Below are 24,308 nucleotides of genomic sequence, written 5' to 3' on the forward strand. Positions count from 1 at the left end.
GAACACCCCCCACCCCACAGACCCGGCACCGCTGCCGAACAGCCCCGCGCAGCGGAATCCCAATCCCCGCGAAGCGGGGACCCGCCCCGCGCAGCGGACCCCACCCCGCGAAGCAGGGCACCGCCCCGCGCAGCGAGGGCCCCAGGCGCCGGAGGCGCAACGCACAGGCACCCGCACGGCGGGAAAGCCGACAACGTGGGAAGCCGGCCCTACCGGGCCATCTCTTCGCGGAGAGCCGCGACAAAGCCGTCGACATCGCTCTCGGCGGTATCGAAGGCGCACATCCAGCGGACCACCCCCGCCGCCTCGTCCCAGAAGTAGAAGCGGTACCGCTTCTGGAGGCGTTCGCTGACATCGTGCGGGAGGCGGGCGAAGACGGCGTTGGACTGGACGGGGTAGAGGATCTCCACGCCGGGGACCTCGCGGACGCCGGCGGCCAGGCGCTGGGCCATGGTGTTGGCGTGGCGGGCGTTGCGGAGCCAGAGGTCCTTGGCGAGCAGGGCCTCCAGCTGGACGGAGACGAAGCGCATCTTGGACGCCAGCTGCATGGACAGCTTCCGCAGGTGCTTCATGGCGCGGACCGCGTCGGGGTTGAGGACGACCACGGCCTCGCCGAAGACCGCGCCGTTCTTGGTGCCGCCGTAGGAGAGGATGTCCACGCCGACGGCGTTGGTGAAGGCGCGCATCGGCACGTCGAGGGTGGCCGCGGCGTTGGCTATCCGGGAGCCGTCGAGGTGGACGAGCATCTTGCGCTCGTGCGCGTGGTCGCAGATCGCCCGGATCTCGTCGGGGGTGTAGACGGTGCCCAGCTCGGTGCTCTGGGTGATCGAGACGACCTGCGGCATCGCGCGGTGCTCGTCGTCCCAGCCGTACGCCTGACGGTCGATCAGCTCGGGGGTGAGCTTGCCGTCGGGGGTGGGGACGGTGAGCAGTTTCAGGCCGCCGACGCGCTCGGGGGCGCCGCACTCGTCGACGTTGATGTGCGCGCTCTCGGCGGTGATCACCGCGCCCCAGCGGTCGGTGACGGCCTGGAGGGCGACGACGTTGGCGCCGGTGCCGTTGAACACCGGGAACGCCTGGGCGCGCTGCCCGAAGTGGCTGCGGAAGACGCGCTGGAGGTGGGCCGTGTAGTCGTCCTCGCCGTAGGCGACCTGGTGGCCGCCGTTGGCGAGGGCGAGCGCGGCGAGCACTTCGGGGTGCGCACCGGCGTAGTTGTCGCTGGCGAAGCCGCGGAGCTGCGGGTCGTGGTGCTGCCGGGCGTCGGTCGTCGCCCGGTTCACGGCTTGGGGGTCAGCCACAGACGCTGTCCATTCACTTCCTGGGCGGGCCGGTCCCAGACCCCGGCGATGGCCTCGGCCAGCTCCGTGACGTCGGTGAAGCCCGCGAACTTGGCGTTCGGTCGCTCGGCGCGCATCTGCTCGTTGACGAGCGCCTTGACGACCAGGATGGCAGCCGCGGCGCGCGGTCCGGCCTCGCCCCCCGACTTGCGGAAACCGTCCGCCATGGCGAGCGTCCACGCCTCGGCGGCGGCCTTGGAGGCGGCGTAGGCGGCGTTGCCGGCGGTGGGCTTGCTGGCGCCGGCCGCGCTGATCAGGACGTAGCGGCCGTTGTTGCTGCGCTCCAGCGCGTCGTAGAAGGCGAGGGAGGTGTGCTGGACGGTGCGGACCAGGAGGCGGTGCAGGGTGTCCCAGTCGGCCAGGTCGGTGTCGGTGAAGGTGGAGCAGCCGCGCCAGCCGCCGACGAGGTGGATCAGGCCGTCGACCCGGCCGAACTCCTTCTCAGTGCGGGCCGCCCATTCGCGGGCCTGGTCGAGGTCGAGGAGGTCGACGGTCTCGCCGATGACGGTGGCGCCGCCGTGCGCGTAGCGGGCCGCGTCGACGGCCTCCGCCAGCCGCTCGGGGTTGGCGTCCGAGCCGACCACCACCGCACCGGCCTCGGCCAGCCGCAGCAGGGTGGCGCGGCCCGCCGGGCCGGCCGCTCCGGCCACCGCGATGACCGCACCCTCCAGCGGCCCCTGGCCGCCCGTCGAAGTACCCATCTCCGTCGCCTCCTCGTCCTGCCCGTGGCCGGCCGCCGGCCGGCTCGCCGGGTCGGTCCGCTCGCTGCGCATGTGCTGTTCGGTCCGGTCGCCGGGTGCGCGCGTCACGCCGCGGCCGGGGTGTCGCTGTGGGCGGTGATGCCCTTGGTCGAGGCAATCACGCGGCGCAGCTTCTTGGCGAGCGCCTCGTAGAACATGCTCAGCGGGAACTCGTCGGGGAGCACGTCGTCGACGAGCTTGCGCGGCGGCTGGTCGAGGTCGAGGGCGTCCGGTCCCTTGGCCCAGACCGAGCCGGGGTGCGGGGCGAGGTAGGCCGAGACGAGGTCGTAGGCGGCGAACCAGTGGACGAGCTTGGGCCGGTCGATCCCGTCGCGGTAGAGCTTCTCGATCTCGCCGCAGAGCTGGTTGGTGACCTTGGGTGCCCGCTCCCAGTCGATGTGCAGTGTGTTGTCCGTCCAGCGTACGACGTCGTGCTGGTGGAGGTAGGCGAAGAGCAGCTGGCCGCCGAGGCCGTCGTAGTTGCGCACCCGCTCGCCGGTGACCGGGAAGCGGAACATCCGGTCGAAGATCACCGCGAACTGCATGTCGCGGGCCTGCGGGTAGCCCTCGGCCTCCAGCTTCACGGCCTCCTTGAAGGCGGTGAGGTCGCACCGCAGCTCCTCCAGGCCGTACATCCAGAACGGCTGGCGCTGCTTGATCATGAACGGGTCGAACGGCAGGTCGCCGTGGCTGTGGGTGCGGTCGTGGATCATGTCCCACAGGACAAACGCCTGCTGGCAGCGCTCCTGGTCGCCGAGCATGGCGTGGATGTCGGCGGGCACCTCCAGGCCGAGGATCTCCACGGCGGCCGAGCTGACCCGGCGGAAGCGGGCGGCCTCGCGGTCGCAGAAGATGCCGCCCCAGCTGAACCGCTCGGGGGCCTGGCGGACCGCGATGGTCTCGGGGAAGAGCACCGCGGAGTTGGTGTCGTAGCCGGCGGTGAAGTCCTCGAAGGTGATGCCGCAGAAGAGGGGATTGTCGTAGCGGGTGCGCTCCAGCTCGGCGAGCCAGTCCGGCCAGACCATGCGCAGCACGACGGCCTCGAAGTTGCGGTCGGGGTTGCCGTTCTGGGTGTACATGGGGAAGACGACCAGGTGCTGGAGGCCGTCGGCGCGCCGGCGGGCGGGCTGGAAGGCGAGCAGCGAGTCGAGGAAGTCGGGGACGCCGAAGCCCTCGTCGGCCCAGCGGCGCAGGTCGGCGGCGAGGGCGCGGTGGTAGTCGGCGTTGTGCGGCAGCAGCGGGGCGAGGTCGCCGATGGCCGTGATGGCGCGGTCGACCTGCCGGCGGACGGCCTCGGCGCCGGGGGCGCCCTCGGCCGTGAGGTCGATGGAACCGTCCTTGGCCTGCCAGGGGCGGATGGTCTCCACGGCGTCCTTGAGCGCGGCCCACGCGGGGTGGGTGACCACGGAATCGGGGGACATGGTGCCGCCCGGGGCCCCCACAGGCGAAAGAATTTCCGTCATGACTGCCCTCCGGCGGTAGATCGTCCTGCGAAGCCACGGTAACCAGCCGGGGATCACCCATTCAAGTGGGGCAGACGAAAAATATTCTGCTGACCACCCATGGTCACGGATGTTTTTCCTGTGAGGGACGGTTTCGACCTCACTTCCTGCCATACGTGGCAAGGGTTTCCGCGTTTTCTCCGGCGTGGAGGGGGTAGGAGGCCGGGTCACGGACGGGGCGGTGCGGACGGCCGCGGGCACCGGGTCCCGGGGGTGGCCGGGCGGGCGGCGCGTAGGCGCCGCGGCGGAGGGGCACTCGTACGGGCTAGAAGGCACTTGTCCCTGCGGGGCTGCCGCCCTCCGGCGGTTTACGCTGTGCGCGCCCTTTCGGGCAGCAGTGCGCCGGCGGACGGCATGTGCACGGGGCCGACCGCAACCGAGCCGACTGAAGCGAGGCAGCCTTGTCCTTTCTCACCATCGGGCACCGCGGATTGATGGGTGTGGAGCCGGAGAACACCCTGCGCTCCTTCGTCCGGGCCGAACGCGAGGGCGTCGACGCCGTCGAACTGGACCTGCACCTGAGCAAGGACGGCGCGCTGGTGGTGATGCACGACCCGGACGTCGACCGGACCACCGACGGTGCCGGCCCGGTCGCCGAGCGGACCCTCGCCGAACTGCGCGAACTGGACGCCGGGCAGGGCGAGCGGATCCCGGTGTTCGAGGACGTCGTGGACGCGGTGCGGGTGCCGATCCAGGCCGAGATCAAGGACGTCGCGGCGGCCCGGGCGCTGGCCGAGGTGGTGCGCTCGCGCGACCTGACGGGCCGGGTCGAGGTGATCTCGTTCCACGACGAGGCGCTGGCGGCGGTGCGCGCCCTGCTCCCGGGGGTGCGGACGGGGCTGGTCGGGGAGCACTACGGGGCCGAGGTGATCGACCGGGCCAAGGCGGTGGGCGCGGAGCTGCTGTCGCTGGACATCCGGCGGCTCACCCTGGAACTGGTCGAGCGGGCGCACGCCGCCGGGCTGCGGGTGCTGGGCTGGACGGTGAACACCCACGACGAGCTGCGGCTGGCGCGCGGCCTCGGGCTGGACGGCGTGGTGACCGACCAGCCGGAGATCCGCCGGGCGGTGCGCTTCACCGCGTAGCCCGCGGGCACCGCGCCCGGCCGGCTGCCCCCTCCCGGACCGGCTGGGAAACCCGCAGTTCACAGCGGTGCAATCCGCTTCCAGCATGTGGACATCCGGCCCCGGTGATCTCGACAGCGGGGCCGGTGCACTGCCAGTCTTCGCGGCATGTACCCGTCCCCACGCCCCGTGCGTCTCGCCGTCTGCGCCACCGCCGTCCTGCTCGCCGCGGCGGTGGGCTGCGCCCCGCAGGACGCGTCCCCCGGCGGCCCGCGCGCTGCCGGGCAGGGCAGCCCGCAGGGCGAGCAGAACTGCACGCCCGGAAAGCTGGCCACCGTGGCGCCCGGGAAGCTGACCGTCGGCACCGACAAGCCCGCCTACGCGCCCTGGTTCGCCGACGACGACCCGGCCAACGGCAAGGGGTACGAGTCGGCGGTGGCCTACGCCGTGGCCCAGGAGCTGGGTTACCGCAAGGACGCCGTGCAGTGGCGGACCGTGCCGTTCAACAGCGCCTTCGCACCCGGCGCGAAGACCTTCGACTTCGACATCAACCAGGTGTCGATCAGCGCCTCCCGGCGGCAGGCGGTGGCGTTCTCCAGCGGCTACTACGACGTGCGGCAGGCGGTGGTCGCGCGCAAGGGCTCCGCGGCGGCCCGCGCCCGCGGCGCCGCCGACCTCAGGGACGTCAAGCTCGGCGCCCAGGTGGGGACCACCAGCCTCGACGTCGTCAACGACACCGTCCGGCCCCGCCGGGCGCCCGCCGTCTTCCAGAAGAACGACCTGGCCACGTCCGCGCTGGAGAACGGCCAGGTGGACGCGATCGTGGTCGATCTGCCGACGGCCTTCTACCTCACCTCGGCGGAGCTGAAGGACGCCGTGGTCGTCGGGCAGTTCGCGCAGCAGGGCCCGGCGGCCGAGCAGTTCGGGCTGGTGCTGGACAAGGAGAGCCGGATCACCGGCTGCGTCACGGCGGCGGTGGACGCGCTGCGCCGCAAGGGCACGCTGGCCGCGCTGGAGAAGCGGTGGCTGGCCGACGCGGTCGACGTACCGGTACTCAAGTGACGTACGGGGCGGAGCAGATGACGGAAACGACGGCGGCGCCGCCCGGGGACGACGGGTACGTGCCGTCGGCGCGGCGGCTCGCGCGGGAGCGGTACCGGCGGGCCCGGGCGCGCCGGGCCACCGCGGTCGCCGCGCTGAGCACCCTGGTCACCGGGGCGGTGCTGGTCTTCGCGATCACCGCGGCGCCCGGCTGGCCGCGGACCCGGGAGACGTTCTTCAGCGCCGCGTACGCGCGGCTGGCGCTGCCGAAGGTACTGGAGGGGCTGCTGCTGAACCTGCGGCTGCTGGTGGTGTGCGGGGCCGCGGTACTGGTGCTCGGGCTGCTGCTGGCGGTGGCGCGGACGCTGCGCGGGCCGGTGTTCTTCCCGCTGCGGGCGCTGGCCACCGCGTACACCGACTTCTTCCGCGGGATGCCGCTGATCATCTGCCTGCTGATGGTGGTGTTCGGGGTGCCCGCGCTGCGGCTCCAGGGGGTGACCACCGATCCGGTGGTGCTCGGCGGGGCGGCGCTGGTGCTGACGTACTCGGCGTACGTCGCGGAGGTGTTCCGGGCCGGGATCGAGGCGGTGCACCCCTCGCAGCGGGCCGCGGCCCGGTCGCTGGGGCTCACCAGCGGCCAGACGCTGCGCTTCGTGGTGCTGCCGCAGGCGGTCCGGCGGGTGGTGCCGCCGCTGCTGAACGACCTGGTGTCGCTCCAGAAGGACACCGGGCTGGTGTCCATCGCGGGCGCGGTGGACGCGGTGTACGCGGCGCAGATCATCGCCGGCAAGGACTTCAACTACACGCCGTACGTGGTGGCCGGGCTGGTCTTCGTGGCGCTGACGATCCCGATGACCCGCTTCACCGACTGGGTCACCGCCCGGATGGACCGCCGGCGTTCCCAGGGAGGGACGGTATGAGCACGACGGACGGCACCGCGGTGGCGGGCGCCGGGGAGCCGGCGGCCGGGGACGGCGGGCCGGTGCTGCGGATGGAGGCGGTGCGCAAGACCTACGGGCGCGGCCGCACCGTGGTCCTGCGGGACGTGGACCTGGCGGTCGCCCCGCACACCGTGACCGCGCTGATCGGCGCGTCCGGCTCGGGCAAGTCCACGCTGCTGCGGTGCGCCAACCTCCTGGAGGAGATCGACGACGGGGCGATCTTCCTGGACGGCGAGGAGATCACCGATCCGCGGGCCGACGCGGACGCGGTGCGCCGCCGGATCGGGGTGGTCTTCCAGGCGTACAACCTCTTCCCGCACATGAGCGTGCTGGACAACATCACGCTGGCGCCGCGCCGGGTGCACGGGGTGCCGCGCGCACAGGCCGAGGAGCACGCCCGGGCGCTGCTGGCGCGGCTGGGGCTCGGCGGCCGGGCCGGGGAGTACCCCGACCGGCTCAGCGGGGGCCAGCAGCAGCGGGTGGCGATCGCGCGGGCGCTGGCCGGGCGGCCCCGGCTGCTGCTGCTCGACGAGATCACCGCGGCGCTCGACCCGGAGCTGGTCGGCGAGGTGCTGCGGGTCGTCCGGGACCTCAAGGAGGACGGGATGACGATGGTGCTCGCCACCCACGAGATGGGCTTCGCGCGCCAGGTCGCCGACCAGGTGTGCTTCCTGGACGGCGGGGTGGTGCTGGAGCGGGGCACGCCCGAAGAGGTCTTCGGCGCGCCCCGGCAGGAGCGGACCCGGCAGTTCCTCCGGCGGATCACCGAGGCCGGGCGGCTGTAGCCCGGGGCAGGCCGGGGCGGCGGTCAGCCCAGCGGCTTGACCAGCAGCTCGAACTCCAGGTCGTCGCGCTGCGGGATGCCGAACCGCTCGTCGCCGTACGGGAACGGGCTGAACTCACCGGTGCGGCGGTAGCCCCGGCGCTCGTACCAGGCGATCAGCTCCGGGCGCTGCCGGATGACCGTCATCCGCATCTCCGGGACGCCGAACGCGGTGAGCGCGGTCCGCTCGGCCTCGGCGATGATCACCTTGCCCAGGCCGCCGCCCTGGAGGTCCGGGCGGACCGCGAACATCCCGAAGTAGGCGTGGTCGCCGCGGTGCTCCAGCTGGCAGCAGGCGATCAGCGCGCCGTCCCGCTCGGCGACCAGCAGCCGGCCGCGCTCATCGGCGACGACCGCGGCGACGCCCTCGGGGTCCGTCCGCTGGCCCGCGAGCAGGTCCGCCTCGCTGGTCCAGCCGGCCCGGCTGGCGTCGCCGCGGTAGGCCGATTCCACCAGCGCGACGAGGCCGGGGACGTCCGCCTCGGTGGCGGTGCGGAAGGTCAGCGGTGCGGTGAGCATGGCGGGCGGGTCCTCTCGGGGAACGGTGGCTCTGCCGGCGAGGCTAACAAGCGGGCCCGGGCGGCCGCAGGGCCGGACGGTCCCGTGGCGGGGCCGGTGCGCGCCGTGTCCCTGGCCGGGCCGCCCGCCGGCGGCGGCGTAGGGTCCCTGCCATGGTGCAGGTACTGAGCAGCAGGGTGCTTCTGCGGCCGGCGGATCCGGAGCGGTCGCGGACGTTCTACGGCGAGACGCTGGGGCTGGCCGTCTACCGGGAATTCGGCACGGGCCCGGAGCGCGGCACGGTCTACTTCCTCGGCGGCGGCTTCCTGGAGGTCTCCGGGCGGTCCGCGGACGCCCCGACGCCGACCCTCCAGCTGTGGCTCCAGGTGGCCGACGCGGCCCGGGCGCACGAGGAGCTGGCCGGGCGCGGGGTGGAGGTGCTGCGGCCGCCGGTGCGCGAGCCGTGGGGGCTGATCGAGATGTGGATCGCGGACCCGGACGGGCACCGGATCGTGCTGACCGAGGTCCCCGCCGACCATCCGCTGCGCTACCGGCCCTGACGCCCGGCGGCACCGGCGCGCCGGACCCGGCGGCGGCCCGGCGGCGCGCCGGTGCGCGCCCGGTGCGCCGCGGACTCGCGCGGCGGTCACTGGTGGCCGCCGCCGGCCTTCACTAGCGTCGCGGCCATGACCACTACCCAACACCCGCTCGCCGGGGAGCAGTTCGACGTCGTCATCGCCGGTGGCGGTCCGGTCGGCCTGCTGCTGGCCGCGGAGCTGCGGCTGCACGGCGTCCCGGTCCTCGTCCTGGAGAAGGGGCGGCGCGGCGACGGCGAGCCGCGCACCCTGGCGCTGCACGCCCGGACGCTGGAGACGCTGGACCGGCGGGGCCTGCTGGCGGACTTCGTCCGGGCCCAGGAGAGCCTGCCGGGGCTGGCGGACCACCGGCGGGAGCTGGACGACCGCGCCGCGCGCGGCCACTTCGCCGGGCTGTACCGGCTCGGCCGGCACGGCGCGGAGCGGACCGAGCAGCCGCACGGGGTGACCCTCCCGCACGACGTCCTCAAGGAGCTGCTGGCCCGCCGGGCCGACGCACTCGGCGCGGTGGTCCGCTACGGGCACGAGGTGACCGGGCTGGCGCAGGACGAGCGGGGCGTCACCGTGCACGTGCGGACCGCGGACGGCACCGCCGCGGTGCGCGGGGGCTTCCTCGTCGGGTGCGACGGCGGGCGCAGCGCGGTCCGCAGGGGCGCCGGGATCGACTTCCCCGGCACCGCTCCCTCGCTGGTGTGCCGGATGGGCCGGGGCACCCTGGAGGTGGCCGGCGGCGGGCGGCTGCCGGCCGGCTGGGAGCGCACCGGCGGGGGCTGGTTCCTGCGGATGCCCGACGGGCGGGTGGCGGTGATGGAGTGGGACGTCCCGGACGATCTGGAGAGCCCGGCGACCGCGGACGAACTGGCCCGCGGCATCGAGCGGGTGACCGGGCAGCGGGTCGTCCTCACCGGCGTCGACTTCGTGACCCGCTTCACCGACAGCGCCCGCCAGGCGAGCCGCTACCGCGCGGGCCGGGTGCTGCTGGCCGGGGACGCCGCGCACATCCACTTCCCGGCCGGCGGCCAGGGCGTCAACCTCGGCCTCCAGGACGCCTTCAACCTCGGCTGGAAGCTGGCCGCGGAGTGCCGCGGCGGGGCGCCCGAGGGGCTGCTGGACAGCTACGGCACGGAACGGCATCCGGTCGCCGCGCGGGTGCTGGAGAACACCCGCGCCCAGGTCGCGCTGATGCGGCCGGGCCCGCAGGTGGACGCGCTGCGCGCGCTGTTCACCGAGCTGATGGCGATGGACGAGGTCAACGCGTACCTCAGCGACGTCATCCACGCCACCGGCATCCGCTACGGGTCCGCGCCGGGCGCGCACCCGCTGGCCGGTGCGTTCGCCCGCGATCTGGCGCTGACGACCGCGGCCGGGCCGGTCCGGCTGGCCGAACTGCTGCGTGCCGGGCGGCCGTTGCTGCTCTTCCTGGACGGGGCGGACGGCGGGGACGGCGGACGGGACGCGGTGAGCGCCGCGGCGGGCTGGGCCGACCGGGTCGAGATCGTGCGCGCCTTGGCCGCGGACCCGTACGCGGCGGCCCTGCTGGTCCGGCCGGACGGCTACCTCGCCTGGGCGAGCGACGGTCCGGTGGACGCCGGGGCGGTGCGGCGGGCGCTGACCGCCTGGTGCGGGGCGGCGGGCCCGGGTGCGGCGCCGACCGGGGCGGACGGCGTCCGCGCGGTCTGAGCGGCGGCACGGTGCGCTCCCCGCTTGCGTCCGTGCGCTCCCGTGTGCCCCACCCCCGGCCGGGCATCCTGCGGTTGCCCACCGTCCGCCCGGTCCGGGAGGTGTCCTTCCGTGCACACACCGCCGCTGGTCGGCTGGCTGCTGGTGCTGCTGTGCGCGGCCACCGGCGGCTACTGCCTGTCCCGTACGCGCACCGGCCCCGCCGCCCAGCGGGTGACGGCCCGCGGTGAGGCGCTGATGGCGCTGGGGATGGCGGTGATGGCGCTGCCCGCCTCGGTGGTGGTGCTGCCGGGGTGGTCGGCGTGGGTGTTCGCGGCGGTGTTCGGCGCGGCCGCGCTGCGGGGGCTGGTGCGGCGCCATCTGCACCACGCGGTGGGCGCGCTGGCGATGGTCTACATGGCGCTCGCGATGACGGGGATGGACGGCACGGGCGGCATGGACGGCACGGGCGGCGCGCCGGGGCGGGCGGGCGCGGCCGGGACGGCCGGGATGGCGGGCATGGCGGGGATGACCCACTCGGCGCCGGCGGGCCTGCCGGTGCTGACCGGGCTGCTGCTGGCGTACTACACGGTGTACGTGCTGGCGGCGGGGGTCCGGCTGGCGCCCGCGGGCCGGGCGGGGGACGGTGCGGAGGCGGGCGGCGCCGGGCCCGCCGGGTCGCCCGCGGTGCTGAGGGCCTGCCAAGTCGCCATGGGGCTGGGCATGCTCGCGATGCTGACGGCGCTCTGACACCGCGCGGCCAGTCGGGCGGGGGCCGGTCGGCCCTTGCGCACCGGCCCGGCGGCCGGCGGCGGCCGCGCCCCGCCGGCCCGTTCACACCTCCCCCTCGCGTGGCGTGCGTCACATCGCCCGCGGGACCGTACCAACCGGTAGGAGGGCGCTCATAGGCTGGCGCCATGATGGTCCCCCTCACGCTGATGATCCTCGGCGTGCTGGCCGCGGCGACGGGGCCGCGCCTGATGGCCCGCGCGGACTGGCCCGACCGGGAGCCGGTACTGGCCCTGTGGGTGTGGCAGTGCGTGGTCGCCGGTGTCCTGCTGTGCTGTGTGCTCGCCATGGCGCTGAGCGCGGCGGCCGCCTGGGAGGCGGTCCGCAGCCCGGTGTTCGGGTTCGCGCCCCGGGTGGTCGTCGAGGCGTACGCGCTCAACACCTACGGGCCGTGGGCCGGTGCGCTGGCGGTGCTGCTGGCGGCCGGGGGCGCGTGGACGGCGGTGGCGCTGACCCGCGAGGTGCGGGCGGCGCGGTCCCGCCGCCGGCGGCGCCGGGCCGAACTCCGCCGCCGTTCGCCGCTGCTGCCCGGTGAGGACCCGCGCGGGGGCCGCCTGGTGGTCCTGGAGGGCGACCGGCCCGGGGCCTGGTGGCTGCGCCACCCCTCGCCGCAACTGGTCATCACCACCTCGGCGTTGCGGCGTCTGAGGGGCCGCCAGCTCGACGCGCTGATCGCCCACGAGCAGGGCCACGTCCGGGCCCGGCACGACGTGCTGCTGCACTGCGCGTCGGCGCTGGCCGACGGCTTCCCGCAGATCCCGGTCTTCGCCGCGTTCCGCGACCAGGTCCACCGGCTGGTGGAGATGGCCGCCGACGACGTCGCCTCGCGCCGCTTCGGCCGGCTGACCATCGCGCTGGCGCTGGTCCAACTCAACGAGGACCGCGGGGTGTTCGGGCCCTGTCCGCCGCAGCTGGCGCAGGTACCGCAGCGGGTCGACCGGCTGCTGGCCCCGGCCGCCCGCCTCACCCCCGGCCGCCGCCTGCGGACGACCGCCTGCGCCCTGCTGCTGCCCGCCGTGCCGCTGCTGATCACCTTCGGGCCCGGTCTGAGCGCGCTGACCTGACGGGGCCGCGGGGCAGGCGCCACCATGGCGGCATGACGACGACCCCCAGCACACCCGGCGGTCCGGTCGGCGGCGGGATCGCCGGCGTCCTCTTCGACTTCTCCGGGACGCTGCTGCGCATCGAGTCCGCCGAGTCCTGGCTCCGCGCGTCCCTGGCCGCCTTCCACGCCGCCCCCGGTACGGCGCCCTGCCCGCTGACCGGCGCCGACATCGCGCGCCTGGCGGCCGCGCTGGCCCGGGCCGGCGCCCTGCCCGGCGGCTCCGCACCGGCCGTACTCCCGGACCGGCTGGCCGCCCTGTGGCGGATCCGGGACCGCGACGCCCGCCACCACCGCGCCCTCTACACCGGACTGGCCCGCCAAGTCCCGCTGCCGCACGCGGAGTTGTACGACCCGCCCGGCGCGGCCCGCTCGCTCTACGACGTCCTCTACGCCCGCCACATGGCTCCGGAAGCCTGGGTCCCCTACCCCGACGCCGCCGAGGTGCTGGCCGCCCTCGCCCGCCGCGGCATCCGCACCGGCGTGCTGAGCAACATCGGCTGGGACCTCCGCCCGGTGCTGCGCGCCCACGGCCTCGACCGCCACCTCTCCGCCTGCGTCCTGTCGTACGAGCACGGGTTGCAGAAGCCGGATCCGCGGCTCTTCACGCTGGCCTGCCGGGAGGTGGGGGTGGCCGCGCCGCGGGTGCTGATGGTCGGCGACGACCGCACCGCGGACGGCGGCGCCACCGCCATCGGCTGCGCCTACTTCCCGGTGGACCCGCTCCCGGTCCACCTGCGGCCGGACGGGCTGCGGCCGGTGCTGGAGCGGGTGGGGGCGGAGGGACCCACAGGGCCGGCGGGGCCAAGGGGGGCAGAGCATCCCACGGGGGCAGAGGGTCCGACGGGGGCGGCGGGACCGGGCGAGTCGGTGCGGTGACAGTCTTCCCGGCCGGTCCGGGCGCGGCGTACGTGACCGGCCGGACGGTCTTCGTGGACGGCGGCTGCTCGGTGACGTGAGCCGCGCCGCGCCGGGGCGCTCGGTCAACTCCCTTCGGCGGCAAGGGAGTCGAGGAGCTGTCCGACCGTCTCCTCGGTGATCCCGGGGTGCAGGAACGCCAGCCGGGCGACGGTCTCGCCCTCCCACACGCTGGGGGTGACGAACGCCGTCCCGGCGGCCAGCAACCGCTTGGACCAGGCGTAGTAGTCCTCGGGCCGCCAGCCGGTGCGCCGCACCAGGACGACGGTCAGTTCCGGCTCGCGGAGCAGTTCCAGGCCGTCCGTCCGCCGGATCCGGTCGGCGGTCCAGCGGGCGATCCCGGCGCCGCGGGCGATCGCATCGCGGTAGGCGTCGGTGCCGTGCACGGCCAGCGAGAACCACAGCGGCAGACCGCGCGGGCGGCGGGTGAGGTGGTAGGCGTAGTCGCTGGGGTTCCATTCCCCGGAGGTCTCGCCGTCGGCACCGTGGATGGCGTCCAGGTAGGAGGCGTCCTGGGTGTGCACGGCGCGGGCCAGGTGCGGTGCGCGGTAGAGCAGGGCGCCGCAGTCGAAGGGCGCGAACATCCACTTGTGCGGGTCCATGACCAGCGAGTCGGCGTGCTCGATCCCGCGCAGCCGGTCGCGGAGGCCGGGGACGAAGAGCGCGGCGCCGCCGTAGGCCGCGTCGACGTGCAGCCACAGGCCGCGGGCGCGGGTCTCGTCGGCGATCCCGGCGAGGTCGTCGATGATGCCGGCGTTGGTGGTGCCGGCGGTGGCGACCACGGCGACCACCGGGGCGCCGCCGTCCCGTTCGGCCGCGTCCAGGGCGGTGCGCAGGGCCGCGCCGGTGAGCCGGTGGTCGTCGGTCGGGACGACCAGGGCTTCCACGCCGATGATCCGCAGGGTGTTGCCGACGGAGGAGTGGACCTGGTCGCTGACCGCGATCCGCACCGGGGCCCGGTCGTCCAGGCCGCGGGCGCGGCGGCCGGTGTCGCGAGCCACGACGAGCGCGGAGAGGTTGCCGGCCGAGCCGCCGCTGACGAAGCAACCGCCGGCCCCGGCCGGCAGGCCGGCGAGGTCGGCGAGCAGCCGCAGCACCTGGTTCTCCGCGGCCACCGCGCCGGATGCCTCCAGCCAGGACACGCCGTGCAGGGAGGACGCCGAGAGCACCATGTCGAACAGCGCGGCGGCCTTGGTGGGCGCGCCCGGGATGAACGCCAGGAAGCCGGGGTGGTCGCAGGAGACGACGGTGGGTTCGAGGTCCTCGGTGTACGTGCGCAGCACCTCGGTGACGGGGCGGGGGCCGGAGCCTATGGCGTCCTTGAGGGCGACGGAGAGTTCGCCGGGGTCGCCGAGCCGGCCCAGCGGCGGGGGGTCGAGCCGGAGGCGGTGCCGCAGGTGGTCGATGACCTGCTGGGCGAGTTCCTCGTCGTAAGCGTGCACGGGCGTCTCTCCTGTCGCATGGCCCGTCGCGTGGCCATGGGTCGCGGGTCCGGTGGCCGCGCGGGCGGGGGCGCGGGGCCGTGGGGCGCGGGGCCGCGGGGCGCGCGACCGCGGGCGGGGCAGCCAACCGTTAATGGGTCTTCGATGGATCCATTTCGGGGGGAGAGTATGCGGCCACGGCGAGGACGTCAATCGGCCGTCAATCGGCTCGCGGGGGAACGGGAGCACGCGGGGACCGGCGGACGGGGCAACTCCCGTCGGCCGCCCGGCCGTTCGCTAGGCGTGCGCCGCGAACTGGTCCAGCACGGTGAGGAACTGCCGGTGGGCGTCGCGCAGATGGTCCCGCATGGCCGCCTCGGCGGCCGCGCCGTCCCCGGCCAGCACGGCGAACGCGATCGCCTCGTGCTCCTCCCGGATGGCCGGCCCGAAGTCCCGGTCGGTCGGGTAGACGCGGCTCCAGTCCGAGCCCAGCCACAGGGCGTTACCCGCCACGAACATCTCGGCGCGCGCCCGGGTCACCGCCTCCGCCAGCACCTCGTTGCCGCCCGCGGCGGCCAGCCCGAGGTGGAAGCGGGTGTCGATCCGGTGGTATTCGCCCAGGTCCGAGACCTGGGCGTCGAGCAGCGCCACCAGCTCCCGGCGGGCCGCGCCGCCCCCGCGCTCGGCGGCCAGCCGGGCCGCGTACGGCTCGATGGCCTGCCGGTACTCCATGTAGTCGCGCAGCGCCGCGCGGATGCCGGCGGTCACCGCGGCGCGGGCGCTGTCGCCGCCCGGCCGGGCCGGCGCCACGCGGGTGCCGCCCGAGCGCCCGAGGGTGGTGTGCACCAGCCCCTCGTCGGCCAGCTCGCGCAGCGCCTGGCGGACGGTGTTGCGGCCCACCCCGAACGCGGCGGCCAGCTCCCGTTCCGGCGGCAGCCGGTCGCCCGGCCCGAATCCGCCGAGGGCGATCCGCTGCCGCAGCGCCTCGGCCACCACCGCCCGCGAGGACTGCTGTCCCGCGCCGCCGGTCCGCTCCCCGTCGCCGCCGGGCCGCAGCCTCCCGGCACCTTCCTCACGCATGCCCTCGCTCACCCTCCCACCCTATTGGACTCGGGCCGGAACCTATTGACAGGCGTCCGACCCCCGCCTACGGTCACCCCCTCATTTTTGGATCCCGGGCAAACCCATTGCCCGCGGCGCCCTCCTTCGCCACGCTCTTCGTCGGCGCCCTGGGCCGCCCGCTCGGCGCGATCGTCTTCGGTCACCTCGGCGACCGGTACGGGCGCAGGAAAGCCCTGATCTGAGCGCCGCCCCCCCCGCTGACCGGCCCGCCCGCCTCCTGGCCCCGGCCGCGACGCGCCGCGGACGGACTCCTCTCCCCCGCCGTCCGCAGCACGTCCGCGCGCCGGGGCCCACCGGCTGCCCCCGGCTTCCCGGCCGGGCGGGGTGCGCCCCTCCCGCCCCGGGGGACGCACCCCGCTCGCCCCCTTACCCCTCAGGTAATCGCCCCAACTCCCCTTCCCCGGGACGATGGTCACCGCCGCACCACGCGGCACTGCGCACCCGCCCGTACCTACCGAAGGGACCCCGACCATGCCGCCGGCCACCCCCACCGCGACCGCCCCCGCCACCCGCACCGTGGTGGAGGACCTCCTGCGCCGGATCGGCGAGGGCGACCCCGACCGCATCGCCGAGCTGTACGCCGACGGTGCGGACTGGAAGCTGGACTGGCCGGAGTCGGAGCACGGCCGCGCCGCGACCCCGTGGATCCGCCACCGCTCCAGCCGCGCCGACGCCGCCGCCCACTACCGCACGCTGGCCGAGCACCACGTCCCCGGCGCGGCCGACACCCGGATCGAACGGATCCTCGTGGACGGTCCGGACGCGGTCGTGCTCTGCGAGATCCGCCAGACCGCCCGCGCCACCGGCCGCGCCTACCGCTCCCGGTGCGCCCTCCACCTCACCGTCGAGAACGGCCTGGTCACCCGGCACCACGTCTACGAGGACAGCCTCGCCGTGGCCCAGGCGTTCGACGGCGCCTGACGGCCGGCCGTCACCTCCCCCGTTCCGCCCGCCCCGCCGCACCGGCGAGCTCGGCCGCCCCCGCGTCCAGGATCCTGCCGAAGACATGGGTGATGACGGGCCTGGCGACCACCCGGCCGAGCGCCGCGCCGAACGGAACGGGGAGGTGGAAGGCGGTCGACCACTCGACCAGGGTGCCCTCGGCGGTCTCGGTGAAGGTCATCCGGCCGGCCTCGTGCCGGGCCGGCGGGAAGCTGCGGTCGACGGTGTAGTCGAAGGCGTACGGCGGCTCGTAGGAGGTGATCCGTTCGCGGAACCAACCGATCAGCCAGGTGTGCAGTCGCACCGCCCCCACCCCGTAGGGCGCCCCGGCACCGGGCCGGGCCAGGCGCGCCTTCAGGACGAACGGCGAGCGGGTGTAGTTGGTGGTCGTGGCGCACCACTCGAAAACCTCGGCGACCGGCGCCGCGATGATCCGCCGTACCGTTACGTGCTCCATCTCTCGCCCTTTCTGTGGCCCTCAGCTGCGGAAACGACGGCCGGGCCCGGCTCGTTCGGCCCACCGGCCCCCGGCGCCGGGCCCGCCGTACACGCGGTGGACGACGCAGGGCCGGCAACTGTGACGCCCCTCGGCCCGTGATCCGCGTCACGCGGGGCGCGGGCCCGGCTCCCGCGCCCGGTCGGGCGGCTCAGCCCGCGTCGCGGCGCTCGTAGACGCTGACCCGGCGGCCGCGTTCGACGCGGTCCGCGCGGAGGGTGAAGTGCGCGTCCAGGACGCGCTGTTTGGTGCGGTCGCGCGCGGTGGCGTCGCGGCGGGGGCCGGGATCGGTGACGAGCACGATGCGCCGCGCGCCCAGCATGGCGCGCTCTATGGCGCGCGGTTCGGCCTCTATGCCCTTGAGCGTGCCGGACTCCACCGGACCTTGGGCCAGCGCCAGATCGCGGAGTCCGGCGAACGCGCGGGGGGAGACCTGGGCGGTGTCGCGGCGCGCGGCGGGGATGAAGAGCACCCCGTCCGCACCGCCCCGGACGCGTCCGACGGTGTCCGCCGCGGTCAGCACGTCGTCGATGCGGCTGTCGACCGTCCGCAGCCGGAGCTCCACCGGCAGCAGCGCCAGGAGGGCCACCGCGACGGTGGTGGGCAGCAGCACGCGGGCGGGCGTCCGGAGCCGGGCGGCGAGTGTGACGAGGAGGACGCCGAGGGCGAGCGCGAGACCGGCGTAGGCGTACAGCACGTAGCGGGTGAGGTAGAGCGGTGTGACGAGGAGGGAGGCCAGGACCAGGCCGACCTGGGGCACCGCGCACAGCGGCAGCGCGACCGCCGCGAGGGGCACGCCCCCGCGCGCGCCGTCCTGCCCCGCCCCGGCCGCGCCGCGGGCGGGCGGCAGGCGGACGCAGACGGCCGTGACCGCCACCGTGGCCAGCACCCCGAGGATCGTGGACCAGCCCAGCGGTTTGATCCAGGAGACCAGCGCCATCTGGCTCCGGCTGGTCAGGATGACCGGCAGGGTCCCGGCGACGGCCCCGGCGGCGGCCAGCGCCCACCCCGCGCGGCGGGCCCGGTCCGGGCGGACGCACAGCAGGGTGACACCGTGCGCGGCGAGCGCGAACAGCGAGAACCAGTTGAGCCACGCGGCGACGAGCACGACCGCCGCGTACCGGATCCACCGCCCGGCGCCCGGCCGCTCCAGGGCCGCCACCAGCAGCCGGGTCGCGAGCACCACGCAGGCGAGCACCAGCGCGTAGGACCGCCCCTCCTGGGCGTGCTCCTGGACCGCCGGGACGACGGCCAGGGCGAGCCCCGCCGCCGCGCCGGCGCCCCGACCGGCGAGGCGGGCGCCGAGCTGCGCGGTCAGGCCGCAGGCCGCCGACGCCGCCAGCACCGAGGGCAGCCGCAGCGTCACCAGGCTGTCGCCGAAGACGGCGAACAGCCCGTGCATCACCTCGTAGTACAGGGTGTGGACGACGTCGGCCCGGCCGGCCATGTGCACGATCTCGCCCGGCGTCCGGTGTGCGGCCTGCCAGGTCGCCGCCTCGTCGCGCCACATGCTGTGCTCGCGCGTCAGGCCCCACAGCCCGAGCGCGAGCGCGAGTACCGCCGGACCGGCCCAGACCGGTATGTGCCCCCGCCGCAACGGAGTCTCCCCTCACCCGATGGCGCCGGGGCGCTCCGCTCCACCCCGCCCCGTGGCCCCCCGCCGCCGTCCGATCACCGCGGCACGATCCCTGCGCCCCTGGAGACGCGGCCGGACACGGCGCGGTTGATCGTGTGACGGGACGACATAGGGGAATTTCCTGCCCCTCGGGGATTTCCTCCCTCGCGGCCGGGCCGGGACGCGCCCGGCACCGGCTCCCCGGCACCCCTCCCCACCCCCCTCTATACGCTTGATGTATACATACCGCTTATAGTCGCTGGGTCCGCTGCCCGGCGCACCGCGCCCTCCGGTCTGGAGAATTCACGTGCTCAACGACAGTTCGGCCCCTCTCGTACGGCAGAGACCCGGCTCCCAGGAGGACGCCGCGCGGCGGAGCGGGGCGGACGGGCGGGGCGGGCCGACCAGGCCGGCCGGCGGCGCCCGGCTGGCCGCCGTCGACGGGCTGCGGCTCGTCGCCGCCGTCGCGGTGGCCGCCTACCACTACGTGGGGACGACGACCCCGGGCTTCTGGGGCGCCCACGACCCCCGGCAGTTCGCCCCGGTCCTGCACGGGATCAGCCGCTACGGCTGGCTGGGCGTCGAATTCTTCTTCCTGATCAGCGGTTTCGTCATCTGCCTGAGCTGCTGGGGGCGCACCCCGGCGCAGTTCGCCGTCTCGCGCGTCTCCCGGCTCTTCCCGGCCTACTGGTGCGCGGTGCTGATGGTCGTCGGCCTGGTCCTGATCGCCCGGCTCGGCCACCTCCCGGCCGCCCCCCCGATCGACCTCCGGACGGTGGTGGGAAATCTGACGATGGCTCCGGGCCCGCTGGGGCTCCCGCTGATCGAGGGCGTCGCCTGGACGCTCTGGGTGGAGGCCCGCTTCTACCTGCTGATGGCGGCCCTGCTCTTCCTCGGCCTCAGCTACCGCCGCCTGCTGGCGTTCTGCGGGGCCTGGCTCACCCTCGCGCTCGTCGCCCGGGAACTCGGCTCGGCCGTCCTCGACGAGTTCGTCCTCAGCCAGTACGCGGGCCTGTTCGTCACGGGCATCGCGCTGTTCCTGATGTACCGGTTCGGCCAGAACCTCGTCCTGTGGCTGCTGGCCGGCTTCGCCTGGTGCTACCAACTCACCGTCCTCGGCGACCGGGTGGCCGCGCACGCCGTGCCGCGCGCGCAGGGCGGCGCGCTCTCCTGGGCCGTCTGCGCCGCGGTGCTGACCGCCTTCCTGGCCGTCCTCGCCCTCTCCGCCTTCGGCCCGCTCGCCCGGCTCCGCCGGCGCTGGCCGGTGACCGCCGGCGCACTCACCTACCCGTTCTACCTGGTGCACCAGAGCCTGGGCATACCCGTGGCCAAGGGGCTGCTGCGGAAGGTCCCCGCGCTCGGCGTCCTGCCGTCGATCGCCGTCGCGGCCGCGTTCTCCCTGCTCCTCGCGGCCGCCGTGCACCGCCTGGTCGAACGGCCCCTGGGCCGCGCGCTGCGGCGCCACCTCACGCGCGGGATGAGCCCCGGCCGCACCGGCCCGGAAAGCGGCACCTGACCGGGGCGGCCGCGCCCCCACCGGCGCACACGGCGCACCGGACACGCCCCGGCACGCACCCCCTGGACTCCGCGCGCCCCTACCGACCACCACCGGCCGCCGGAATGATGAGCGCACCGCACGTGATCCAGGCGGCCCGGCATCCCTGCCCCCGGCCCGGCGGAGATGCGGTGGAAGGAGCCCCCGTTGTTGCTTCTCATCTCCCCGGACGGCGTCGAGGAGGCCCTCGACTGCGCGAAGGCGGCCGAACACCTCGACATCGTCGACGTCAAAAAGCCCGACGAGGGCTCGCTCGGCGCCAACTACCCGTGGGTCATCAAGGAGATCCGCGACGCGGTCCCGGCGGACACACCGGTGTCCGCCACCGTGGGGGACGTACCGTACAAGCCCGGCACGGTGGCCCTGGCGGCGCTCGGGGCGGCCGTCTCCGGAGCGACCTACATCAAGGTCGGCCTCTACGGGTGCACGACCCCGCCGCAGGCCATCGAGGTCATGCGCGGGGTGGTCCGGGCGGTGAAGGACTACCGGGCGGACGCGTTCGTCGTCGCCTCGGGGTACGCCGACGCCCACCGGATCGGCTGCGTCAACCCGCTCGCGCTGCCCGACATCGCCCGCCGCTCCGGCGCCGACGCCGCCATGCTCGACACCGCGATCAAGGACGGGACCCGGCTGTTCGACCACGTACCGCCGGACACCTGCGCGGAGTTCGTCCGGCTGGCCCACGAGGCCCGGCTGCTCGCCGCGCTCGCGGGCAGCGTCCGGCAGGCCGATCTCGGCACGCTGACCCGTATCGGTACGGACATCGTGGGGGTGCGCGGCGCGGTCTGCGAGGGCGGCGACCGCACCACCGGCCGCATCCGCCCGGACCTGGTGGCCGCCTTCCGCGCGGAGCTGGACCGGCACGCCCGGGAGCAGTCGGCGGCCGACGGCGACCGTCAACGGGGCGCTTTGAACGGCTATGTGACGCGCCATCAGTTCTGAGCCCGTTCCCCGCCGCCGCCCCCACTCCTCCCCCCTCCCGCCCCGACCCCGTCCGGAGCAGCCGTGGCCATCAGGTTCAGCGCGGCGGTGCTGCGCGGGTACGAGAGCCGGTTCGCCGTCGAAGAGGTGGTCCTGCACGAGGGGCCGGCCGACGGCGAGGTGCTGGTCCGGATCGCGGGCTGCGGGATGTGCCGGACCGATCTGGCGGTCCGGCGTTCGGCGGGCCGCTCACCGCTGCCGGCGGTGCTGGGCCACGAGGGCGCCGGTGTCGTGGCGGCGACGGGCGGTCCGGACACCGGGCTGCGCGTCGGCGACCACGTCGTGCTGAGCTTCGACTCCTGCGGGCGGTGCCGCTCCTGCCTGGGCGCGGCCCCCGGCTACTGCGACGCGTTCGCCGCGCTCAACCTCTTCGGCGGGCGGCCGGAGCACGCCGCCCGGTTCACCGACGCGGCCGGCGGCGCGCTGGCGCCCCCGTGGTTCGGCCAGTCCGCGTTCGCCGAGTACGCGATGGTGCGGGCCCGCAACGCCGTCCGGGTCGATCCCGCGCTCCCCCTGGAACTCCTCGGCCCGCTCGGCTGCGGCTTCCTCACCGGCGCCGGGGCGGTCCTGAACACCTTCGGCCTCGGCCCCGGCGACACCCTCGCGGTCCTCGGCGCGGGAGCGGTGGGCATGGCCGCGGTGCTGGCGGCCACCGCCGCCGGCGCGGTCGCCGTGGCCGTCGACCGGCACCCCGGACGCCTGGCCCTCGCCGAACGGTTCGGGGCCTGCCCGCTCCCCGCCACCCCCACCGGCCTGCCCGACCGCCTCCGCCGCCGCACCGACGGCGGACCGCGGTACGCCCTCGACACCACCGGCTCCGCCGGGCTGATCAACGACGCGCTCCGCGCCCTGCGCCCGATGGGTCACCTCGCCCTGGCGGCCCGGCTCCACACCGCGCTGCCGCTCGAACCGGGCACCCTGGACCGCGGCCGGAGGCTCTCCCACCTCTGCGAGGGGGACGCGGTCCCGGGCCTGCTGATCCCGCGGCTGACCGCGCTGTGGCAGGCCGGCCGGTTCCCCTTCGACCAGTTGATCCGCACGTACCCGCTCTCCGCCGTCAATGACGCCGAACGCGACTGCGACGCAGGCGACGTGGTCAAACCCGTCCTGCTCCCGCCGGGCGCCGGCCGGCCCCCCGCCACCCCACCCGCACCGAGGGAGAACCCATGACCGGCACCGCACACCGCAACACCGGCACGACGGACGCCAGGGGGCCCGGCGGGGCGCCGGAGGCGGGGCATTCCGCGGGGGTGGACGGTACGGACCGCACGCCGGGCGCGGAGGGCGGTGTCGCCGGCGGGGTCGGCCTGACCGCCCTCCTGGTCGCCGCGGCCCGGGCGATCGAGACCCACCGCCCCGACAGCCTGGCCCAGGACCCGTACGCCGAGCACTTCGTCCGCGCCGCGCCCGCGACCGCCCACTGGCCGGTCCGCCCCCGGCCGGCCCCGGACGGGGACGCCGACCCGCTGTGGGGGCGCTTCGCCCGCTACTTCGGCCTGCGGACCCGGGTCCTCGACGACTTCCTCCTCCGGTCCGCGCACACCGGCGGCACCCGCCAAGTGGTCCTGCTCGGCGCCGGGTTGGACACCCGCGCGTACCGCCTCGACTGGCCCGGCGGCTGCGTGGTCTACGAGATCGACCGGGACGGCGTGCTGGCGTTCAAGCACCAGGTCCTCGGCGCGCTGTCGGCCGCCCCGAAGGCGGCGCGGGTACCGATCCCGCTCGACCTGCGCGCCGACTGGGCCGGCGCGCTCACCGCCGCCGGCTTCGACCCGGCCGCGCCGAGTGCCTGGCTGGCCGAGGGCCTGCTGTTCTACCTGCCCCGCGCCGCCGAGGTCCACCTCATCGACACGGTGGACCGGCTGAGCGCGGGCGGCAGCACCCTGGCCTACGAGGCCAAGCTCGAAAAGGACCTGCTCGCCTACCGCGACAGCCCCCTCTACACCGCCACCCGCCACCGGATCGGCATCGACCTGCTCAGCCTCTTCAGCCGGGAGCCCCGGCCGGACTCCGCGGGCCGCCTCGCGCACCAGGGCTGGTCGACTTCGGTCCGCACCCCGTTCGCCTACTCCCGGCACCACGGACGCGGTCCCCTCCCCGAGCCGAACGACGCCCTCGCGGGCAACCGCTGGATCTTCGCCACCAAGCCCCGGCCGTAGCGCTCCCGCCACCCGGCCTACCGGCCGCACCGCACACTGTACGAACGCCTCGGCTTCACCAGCCGCAGGCCCGTCACCTTCCGGGGCTTCCGCACGCCGTGACCCGGTGCGGGCCGCCCACCGCGGTTCAGAGGCGGTGCAGGCGGGCGAGGGTCTCTTCCAGTTCGGTCTGGAGGGTGTTTCCGGCGGTGTCGGCATCGCCGGACTCGATGGCCCGCACCAGGGCCGCGTGCGCCTCGTCCCCGTGGTCCGGCTCGTGGGTACGCAGGCCGAGGATGTCCAGCAGCTCGATCAGCCCGCTGCGCAGGACGGGCACGAACTCCGCGAAGAGGTCGGTGAGCACGGGGTTGCGGGCGGCGCCGACGACCGCCGCGTGCAGGGCGATGTCCGCGTCGACGAAGGCCGCGTCGTCCCCGGCGGCCGCGGCCCGGCGGGCGTCCAGGGCCGCCCGCAGAGCGGTGCGGTCGGCGTCGGTGCGCCGCCGTGCGGCCAGGCGCGCGGCCTGCACCTCGACCAGCATGCGCACCTCGTAGACGTCGGTGACCGCGGCGTGGCGCAGCCGGGTCGCCCAGTCCTCCTCGGGCTCGGTGGCGATGACGAAGACGCCGGCGCCCTGGCGGGCCTGCACCAGGCCCGCACCGGCCAGCGCGCGCAACGCCTCCCGCACGGTGGAGCGCCCCACGCCGAGGGTCTTGGCCAGGGCGGTCTCGGCGGGGAGCTTGGTCCCGACCGGCCACCGGCCCTCGGTGATCTGCGCGCGCAGGTGCTGGGTGGCCTGTTCGACCAGGGGGCTGGGGCGGAGGGCGCCGAGCGACATCCCGCTGTCACCTCTCGGGTTGTCCGACGAATGGGGCGAGCCGAGTTTACGCGGCGGTGCCGCCCGCCCCGGCGGACGGACCGACCGGGCCGTCCGGCGCCGGGAGCCGCCCGCGCAACCCCTCAGGTTGTCTGAGGGGTGGTTCGCGGCTACTGTGACCGCCATGCTGCGGCACACACTTCTCCTCCTC

23 protein-coding genes are annotated in these 24,308 nt (G+C 75.3%); 14 read left to right on the forward strand and 9 right to left on the reverse strand.

What is annotated here, in order from left to right:
- Positions 1 to 209: 209 nt before the first annotated feature.
- From MUU72_RS32235 to MUU72_RS32245, 3 genes are all read right to left on the reverse strand, one after another.
- Positions 210 to 1,280 carry a threonine aldolase family protein gene (locus MUU72_RS32235; protein ID WP_372503285.1) on the reverse strand — a complete coding sequence of 357 codons (1,071 nt, stop codon included), beginning with the start codon at positions 1,278 to 1,280 and terminating at the stop codon, positions 210 to 212.
- On the reverse strand, positions 1,277 to 2,038 hold the full coding sequence (locus MUU72_RS32240) for an SDR family NAD(P)-dependent oxidoreductase (RefSeq protein ID WP_248017021.1): 762 nt from the start codon (positions 2,036 to 2,038) through the stop codon (positions 1,277 to 1,279). The genes MUU72_RS32235 and MUU72_RS32240 overlap by 4 nt, the downstream gene beginning before the upstream one ends.
- Before the next feature lie 104 nt (positions 2,039 to 2,142).
- Positions 2,143 to 3,540, reverse strand: coding sequence for a DUF6421 family protein (locus MUU72_RS32245; protein ID WP_248016997.1), 1,398 nt, complete (start codon positions 3,538 to 3,540; stop codon positions 2,143 to 2,145).
- Positions 3,541 to 3,980: 440 nt separating this feature from the next.
- Between MUU72_RS32245 and MUU72_RS32250 the strand changes: the two genes are divergently transcribed.
- The 4 genes from MUU72_RS32250 to MUU72_RS32265 all read left to right on the forward strand — a co-directional run bounded on the left by MUU72_RS32250 (position 3,981) and on the right by MUU72_RS32265 (position 7,410).
- Positions 3,981 to 4,664 (forward strand): glycerophosphodiester phosphodiesterase, encoded by a 684-nt coding sequence (locus MUU72_RS32250; RefSeq protein WP_248016998.1) that lies wholly within the window; start codon positions 3,981 to 3,983, stop codon positions 4,662 to 4,664.
- 147 nt (positions 4,665 to 4,811) lie between these two features.
- Positions 4,812 to 5,705, forward strand: a complete 894-nt coding sequence (locus MUU72_RS32255) for an ABC transporter substrate-binding protein (protein ID WP_248016999.1) — start codon at positions 4,812 to 4,814, stop codon at positions 5,703 to 5,705.
- A gap of 17 nt (positions 5,706 to 5,722) precedes the next feature.
- Entirely contained in the window at positions 5,723 to 6,604 is an 882-nt protein-coding gene (locus MUU72_RS32260; RefSeq protein WP_248017000.1) for an amino acid ABC transporter permease, read from the forward strand.
- Positions 6,601 to 7,410, forward strand: a complete 810-nt coding sequence (locus MUU72_RS32265) for an amino acid ABC transporter ATP-binding protein (protein ID WP_372503284.1) — start codon at positions 6,601 to 6,603, stop codon at positions 7,408 to 7,410. Before MUU72_RS32260 ends, MUU72_RS32265 begins: the two co-directional genes overlap by 4 nt.
- A 23-nt stretch (positions 7,411 to 7,433) precedes the next feature.
- Here MUU72_RS32265 and MUU72_RS32270 read toward each other — a convergent pair whose 3' ends face one another.
- The gene (locus MUU72_RS32270; RefSeq protein ID WP_248017001.1) at positions 7,434 to 7,967 is read right to left on the reverse strand and encodes a GNAT family N-acetyltransferase; all 534 of its coding nucleotides are present in this window, start codon (positions 7,965 to 7,967) and stop codon (positions 7,434 to 7,436) included.
- Between the two features lie 152 nt (positions 7,968 to 8,119).
- On the opposite strand from MUU72_RS32270, the gene MUU72_RS32275 reads away from it, so the two are divergent.
- From MUU72_RS32275 to MUU72_RS32295, 5 genes are all read left to right on the forward strand, one after another.
- Complete coding sequence (locus tag MUU72_RS32275) at positions 8,120 to 8,506, forward strand: VOC family protein (RefSeq protein WP_248017002.1); 387 nt, start codon at positions 8,120 to 8,122, stop codon at positions 8,504 to 8,506.
- 126 nt (positions 8,507 to 8,632) lie between these two features.
- Entirely contained in the window at positions 8,633 to 10,222 is a 1,590-nt protein-coding gene (locus tag MUU72_RS32280; RefSeq protein WP_248017003.1) for an FAD-dependent monooxygenase, read from the forward strand.
- A gap of 111 nt (positions 10,223 to 10,333) precedes the next feature.
- Positions 10,334 to 10,951 carry a DUF5134 domain-containing protein gene (locus MUU72_RS32285; RefSeq protein ID WP_248017004.1) on the forward strand — a complete coding sequence of 206 codons (618 nt, stop codon included), beginning with the start codon at positions 10,334 to 10,336 and terminating at the stop codon, positions 10,949 to 10,951.
- Between the two features lie 167 nt (positions 10,952 to 11,118).
- Complete coding sequence (locus tag MUU72_RS32290) at positions 11,119 to 12,054, forward strand: M56 family metallopeptidase (protein WP_248017005.1); 936 nt, start codon at positions 11,119 to 11,121, stop codon at positions 12,052 to 12,054.
- A gap of 32 nt (positions 12,055 to 12,086) precedes the next feature.
- Positions 12,087 to 12,971 carry an HAD family hydrolase gene (locus MUU72_RS32295; protein WP_248017006.1) on the forward strand — a complete coding sequence of 295 codons (885 nt, stop codon included), beginning with the start codon at positions 12,087 to 12,089 and terminating at the stop codon, positions 12,969 to 12,971.
- 104 nt (positions 12,972 to 13,075) lie between these two features.
- Here the strand turns inward: MUU72_RS32295 and MUU72_RS32300 are convergent, their stop codons facing one another.
- Together MUU72_RS32300 and MUU72_RS35495 are read right to left on the reverse strand one after the other, a co-directional pair.
- Positions 13,076 to 14,452, reverse strand: coding sequence for a pyridoxal phosphate-dependent decarboxylase family protein (locus MUU72_RS32300; protein ID WP_248017007.1), 1,377 nt, complete (start codon positions 14,450 to 14,452; stop codon positions 13,076 to 13,078).
- 276 nt (positions 14,453 to 14,728) lie between these two features.
- A complete protein-coding gene (locus MUU72_RS35495; RefSeq protein WP_282505169.1) occupies positions 14,729 to 15,511 on the reverse strand; it encodes a FadR/GntR family transcriptional regulator in 783 nt (260 codons plus the stop codon).
- Positions 15,512 to 16,024: 513 nt separating this feature from the next.
- Between MUU72_RS35495 and MUU72_RS32315 the strand changes: the two genes are divergently transcribed.
- Complete coding sequence (locus MUU72_RS32315; protein ID WP_248017008.1) at positions 16,025 to 16,474, forward strand: nuclear transport factor 2 family protein; 450 nt, start codon at positions 16,025 to 16,027, stop codon at positions 16,472 to 16,474.
- A 10-nt stretch (positions 16,475 to 16,484) separates the two neighbouring features.
- Here the strand turns inward: MUU72_RS32315 and MUU72_RS32320 are convergent, their stop codons facing one another.
- The gene (locus MUU72_RS32320; RefSeq protein ID WP_248017009.1) at positions 16,485 to 16,952 is read right to left on the reverse strand and encodes an SRPBCC family protein; all 468 of its coding nucleotides are present in this window, start codon (positions 16,950 to 16,952) and stop codon (positions 16,485 to 16,487) included.
- A gap of 190 nt (positions 16,953 to 17,142) precedes the next feature.
- A complete protein-coding gene (locus MUU72_RS32325) occupies positions 17,143 to 18,588 on the reverse strand; it encodes a glycosyltransferase family protein (protein WP_248017010.1) in 1,446 nt (481 codons plus the stop codon).
- 325 nt (positions 18,589 to 18,913) lie between these two features.
- Between MUU72_RS32325 and MUU72_RS32330 the strand changes: the two genes are divergently transcribed.
- The 4 genes from MUU72_RS32330 (at position 18,914) to MUU72_RS32345 (ending at position 23,301) form a co-directional block, all read left to right on the forward strand.
- Entirely contained in the window at positions 18,914 to 20,122 is a 1,209-nt protein-coding gene (locus MUU72_RS32330; RefSeq protein ID WP_248017011.1) for an acyltransferase family protein, read from the forward strand.
- A 186-nt stretch (positions 20,123 to 20,308) separates the two neighbouring features.
- Positions 20,309 to 21,103, forward strand: a complete 795-nt coding sequence (locus MUU72_RS32335) for a (5-formylfuran-3-yl)methyl phosphate synthase (RefSeq protein ID WP_248017012.1) — start codon at positions 20,309 to 20,311, stop codon at positions 21,101 to 21,103.
- Between the two features lie 69 nt (positions 21,104 to 21,172).
- Positions 21,173 to 22,312, forward strand: coding sequence for an alcohol dehydrogenase catalytic domain-containing protein (locus MUU72_RS32340; protein ID WP_248017024.1), 1,140 nt, complete (start codon positions 21,173 to 21,175; stop codon positions 22,310 to 22,312).
- Complete coding sequence (locus MUU72_RS32345; RefSeq protein WP_248017013.1) at positions 22,309 to 23,301, forward strand: class I SAM-dependent methyltransferase; 993 nt, start codon at positions 22,309 to 22,311, stop codon at positions 23,299 to 23,301. The genes MUU72_RS32340 and MUU72_RS32345 overlap by 4 nt, the downstream gene beginning before the upstream one ends.
- A gap of 127 nt (positions 23,302 to 23,428) precedes the next feature.
- On the opposite strand, the gene MUU72_RS32350 is transcribed toward MUU72_RS32345, so the two are convergent.
- Positions 23,429 to 24,118, reverse strand: coding sequence for a FadR/GntR family transcriptional regulator (locus MUU72_RS32350; RefSeq protein ID WP_248017014.1), 690 nt, complete (start codon positions 24,116 to 24,118; stop codon positions 23,429 to 23,431).
- Between the last annotated feature and the right edge of the window lie 190 nt (positions 24,119 to 24,308).

This window comes from Streptomyces rhizoryzae (genome assembly GCF_023155275.1).
Taxonomy (GTDB): Bacteria; Actinomycetota; Actinomycetes; order Streptomycetales; family Streptomycetaceae; genus Streptomyces; species Streptomyces rhizoryzae.

Coding starts and splice junctions, on each gene's coding strand:
- MUU72_RS32240 (WP_248017021.1), bottom strand. CDS start 2,038: ATGGGTACTTCGACGGGCGGCCAGGGGCCGCTGGAGGGTGCGGTCATC.
- MUU72_RS32245 (WP_248016997.1), bottom strand. CDS start 3,540: ATGACGGAAATTCTTTCGCCTGTGGGGGCCCCGGGCGGCACCATGTCC.
- MUU72_RS32255 (WP_248016999.1), top strand. CDS start 4,812: ATGTACCCGTCCCCACGCCCCGTGCGTCTCGCCGTCTGCGCCACCGCC.
- MUU72_RS32260 (WP_248017000.1), top strand. CDS start 5,723: ATGACGGAAACGACGGCGGCGCCGCCCGGGGACGACGGGTACGTGCCG.
- MUU72_RS32265 (WP_372503284.1), top strand. CDS start 6,601: ATGAGCACGACGGACGGCACCGCGGTGGCGGGCGCCGGGGAGCCGGCG.
- MUU72_RS32270 (WP_248017001.1), bottom strand. CDS start 7,967: ATGCTCACCGCACCGCTGACCTTCCGCACCGCCACCGAGGCGGACGTC.
- MUU72_RS32275 (WP_248017002.1), top strand. CDS start 8,120: ATGGTGCAGGTACTGAGCAGCAGGGTGCTTCTGCGGCCGGCGGATCCG.
- MUU72_RS32280 (WP_248017003.1), top strand. CDS start 8,633: ATGACCACTACCCAACACCCGCTCGCCGGGGAGCAGTTCGACGTCGTC.
- MUU72_RS32290 (WP_248017005.1), top strand. CDS start 11,119: ATGATGGTCCCCCTCACGCTGATGATCCTCGGCGTGCTGGCCGCGGCG.
- MUU72_RS32295 (WP_248017006.1), top strand. CDS start 12,087: ATGACGACGACCCCCAGCACACCCGGCGGTCCGGTCGGCGGCGGGATC.
- MUU72_RS35495 (WP_282505169.1), bottom strand. CDS start 15,511: ATGCGTGAGGAAGGTGCCGGGAGGCTGCGGCCCGGCGGCGACGGGGAG.
- MUU72_RS32315 (WP_248017008.1), top strand. CDS start 16,025: ATGCCGCCGGCCACCCCCACCGCGACCGCCCCCGCCACCCGCACCGTG.
- MUU72_RS32320 (WP_248017009.1), bottom strand. CDS start 16,952: ATGGAGCACGTAACGGTACGGCGGATCATCGCGGCGCCGGTCGCCGAG.
- MUU72_RS32345 (WP_248017013.1), top strand. CDS start 22,309: ATGACCGGCACCGCACACCGCAACACCGGCACGACGGACGCCAGGGGG.
- MUU72_RS32350 (WP_248017014.1), bottom strand. CDS start 24,118: ATGTCGCTCGGCGCCCTCCGCCCCAGCCCCCTGGTCGAACAGGCCACC.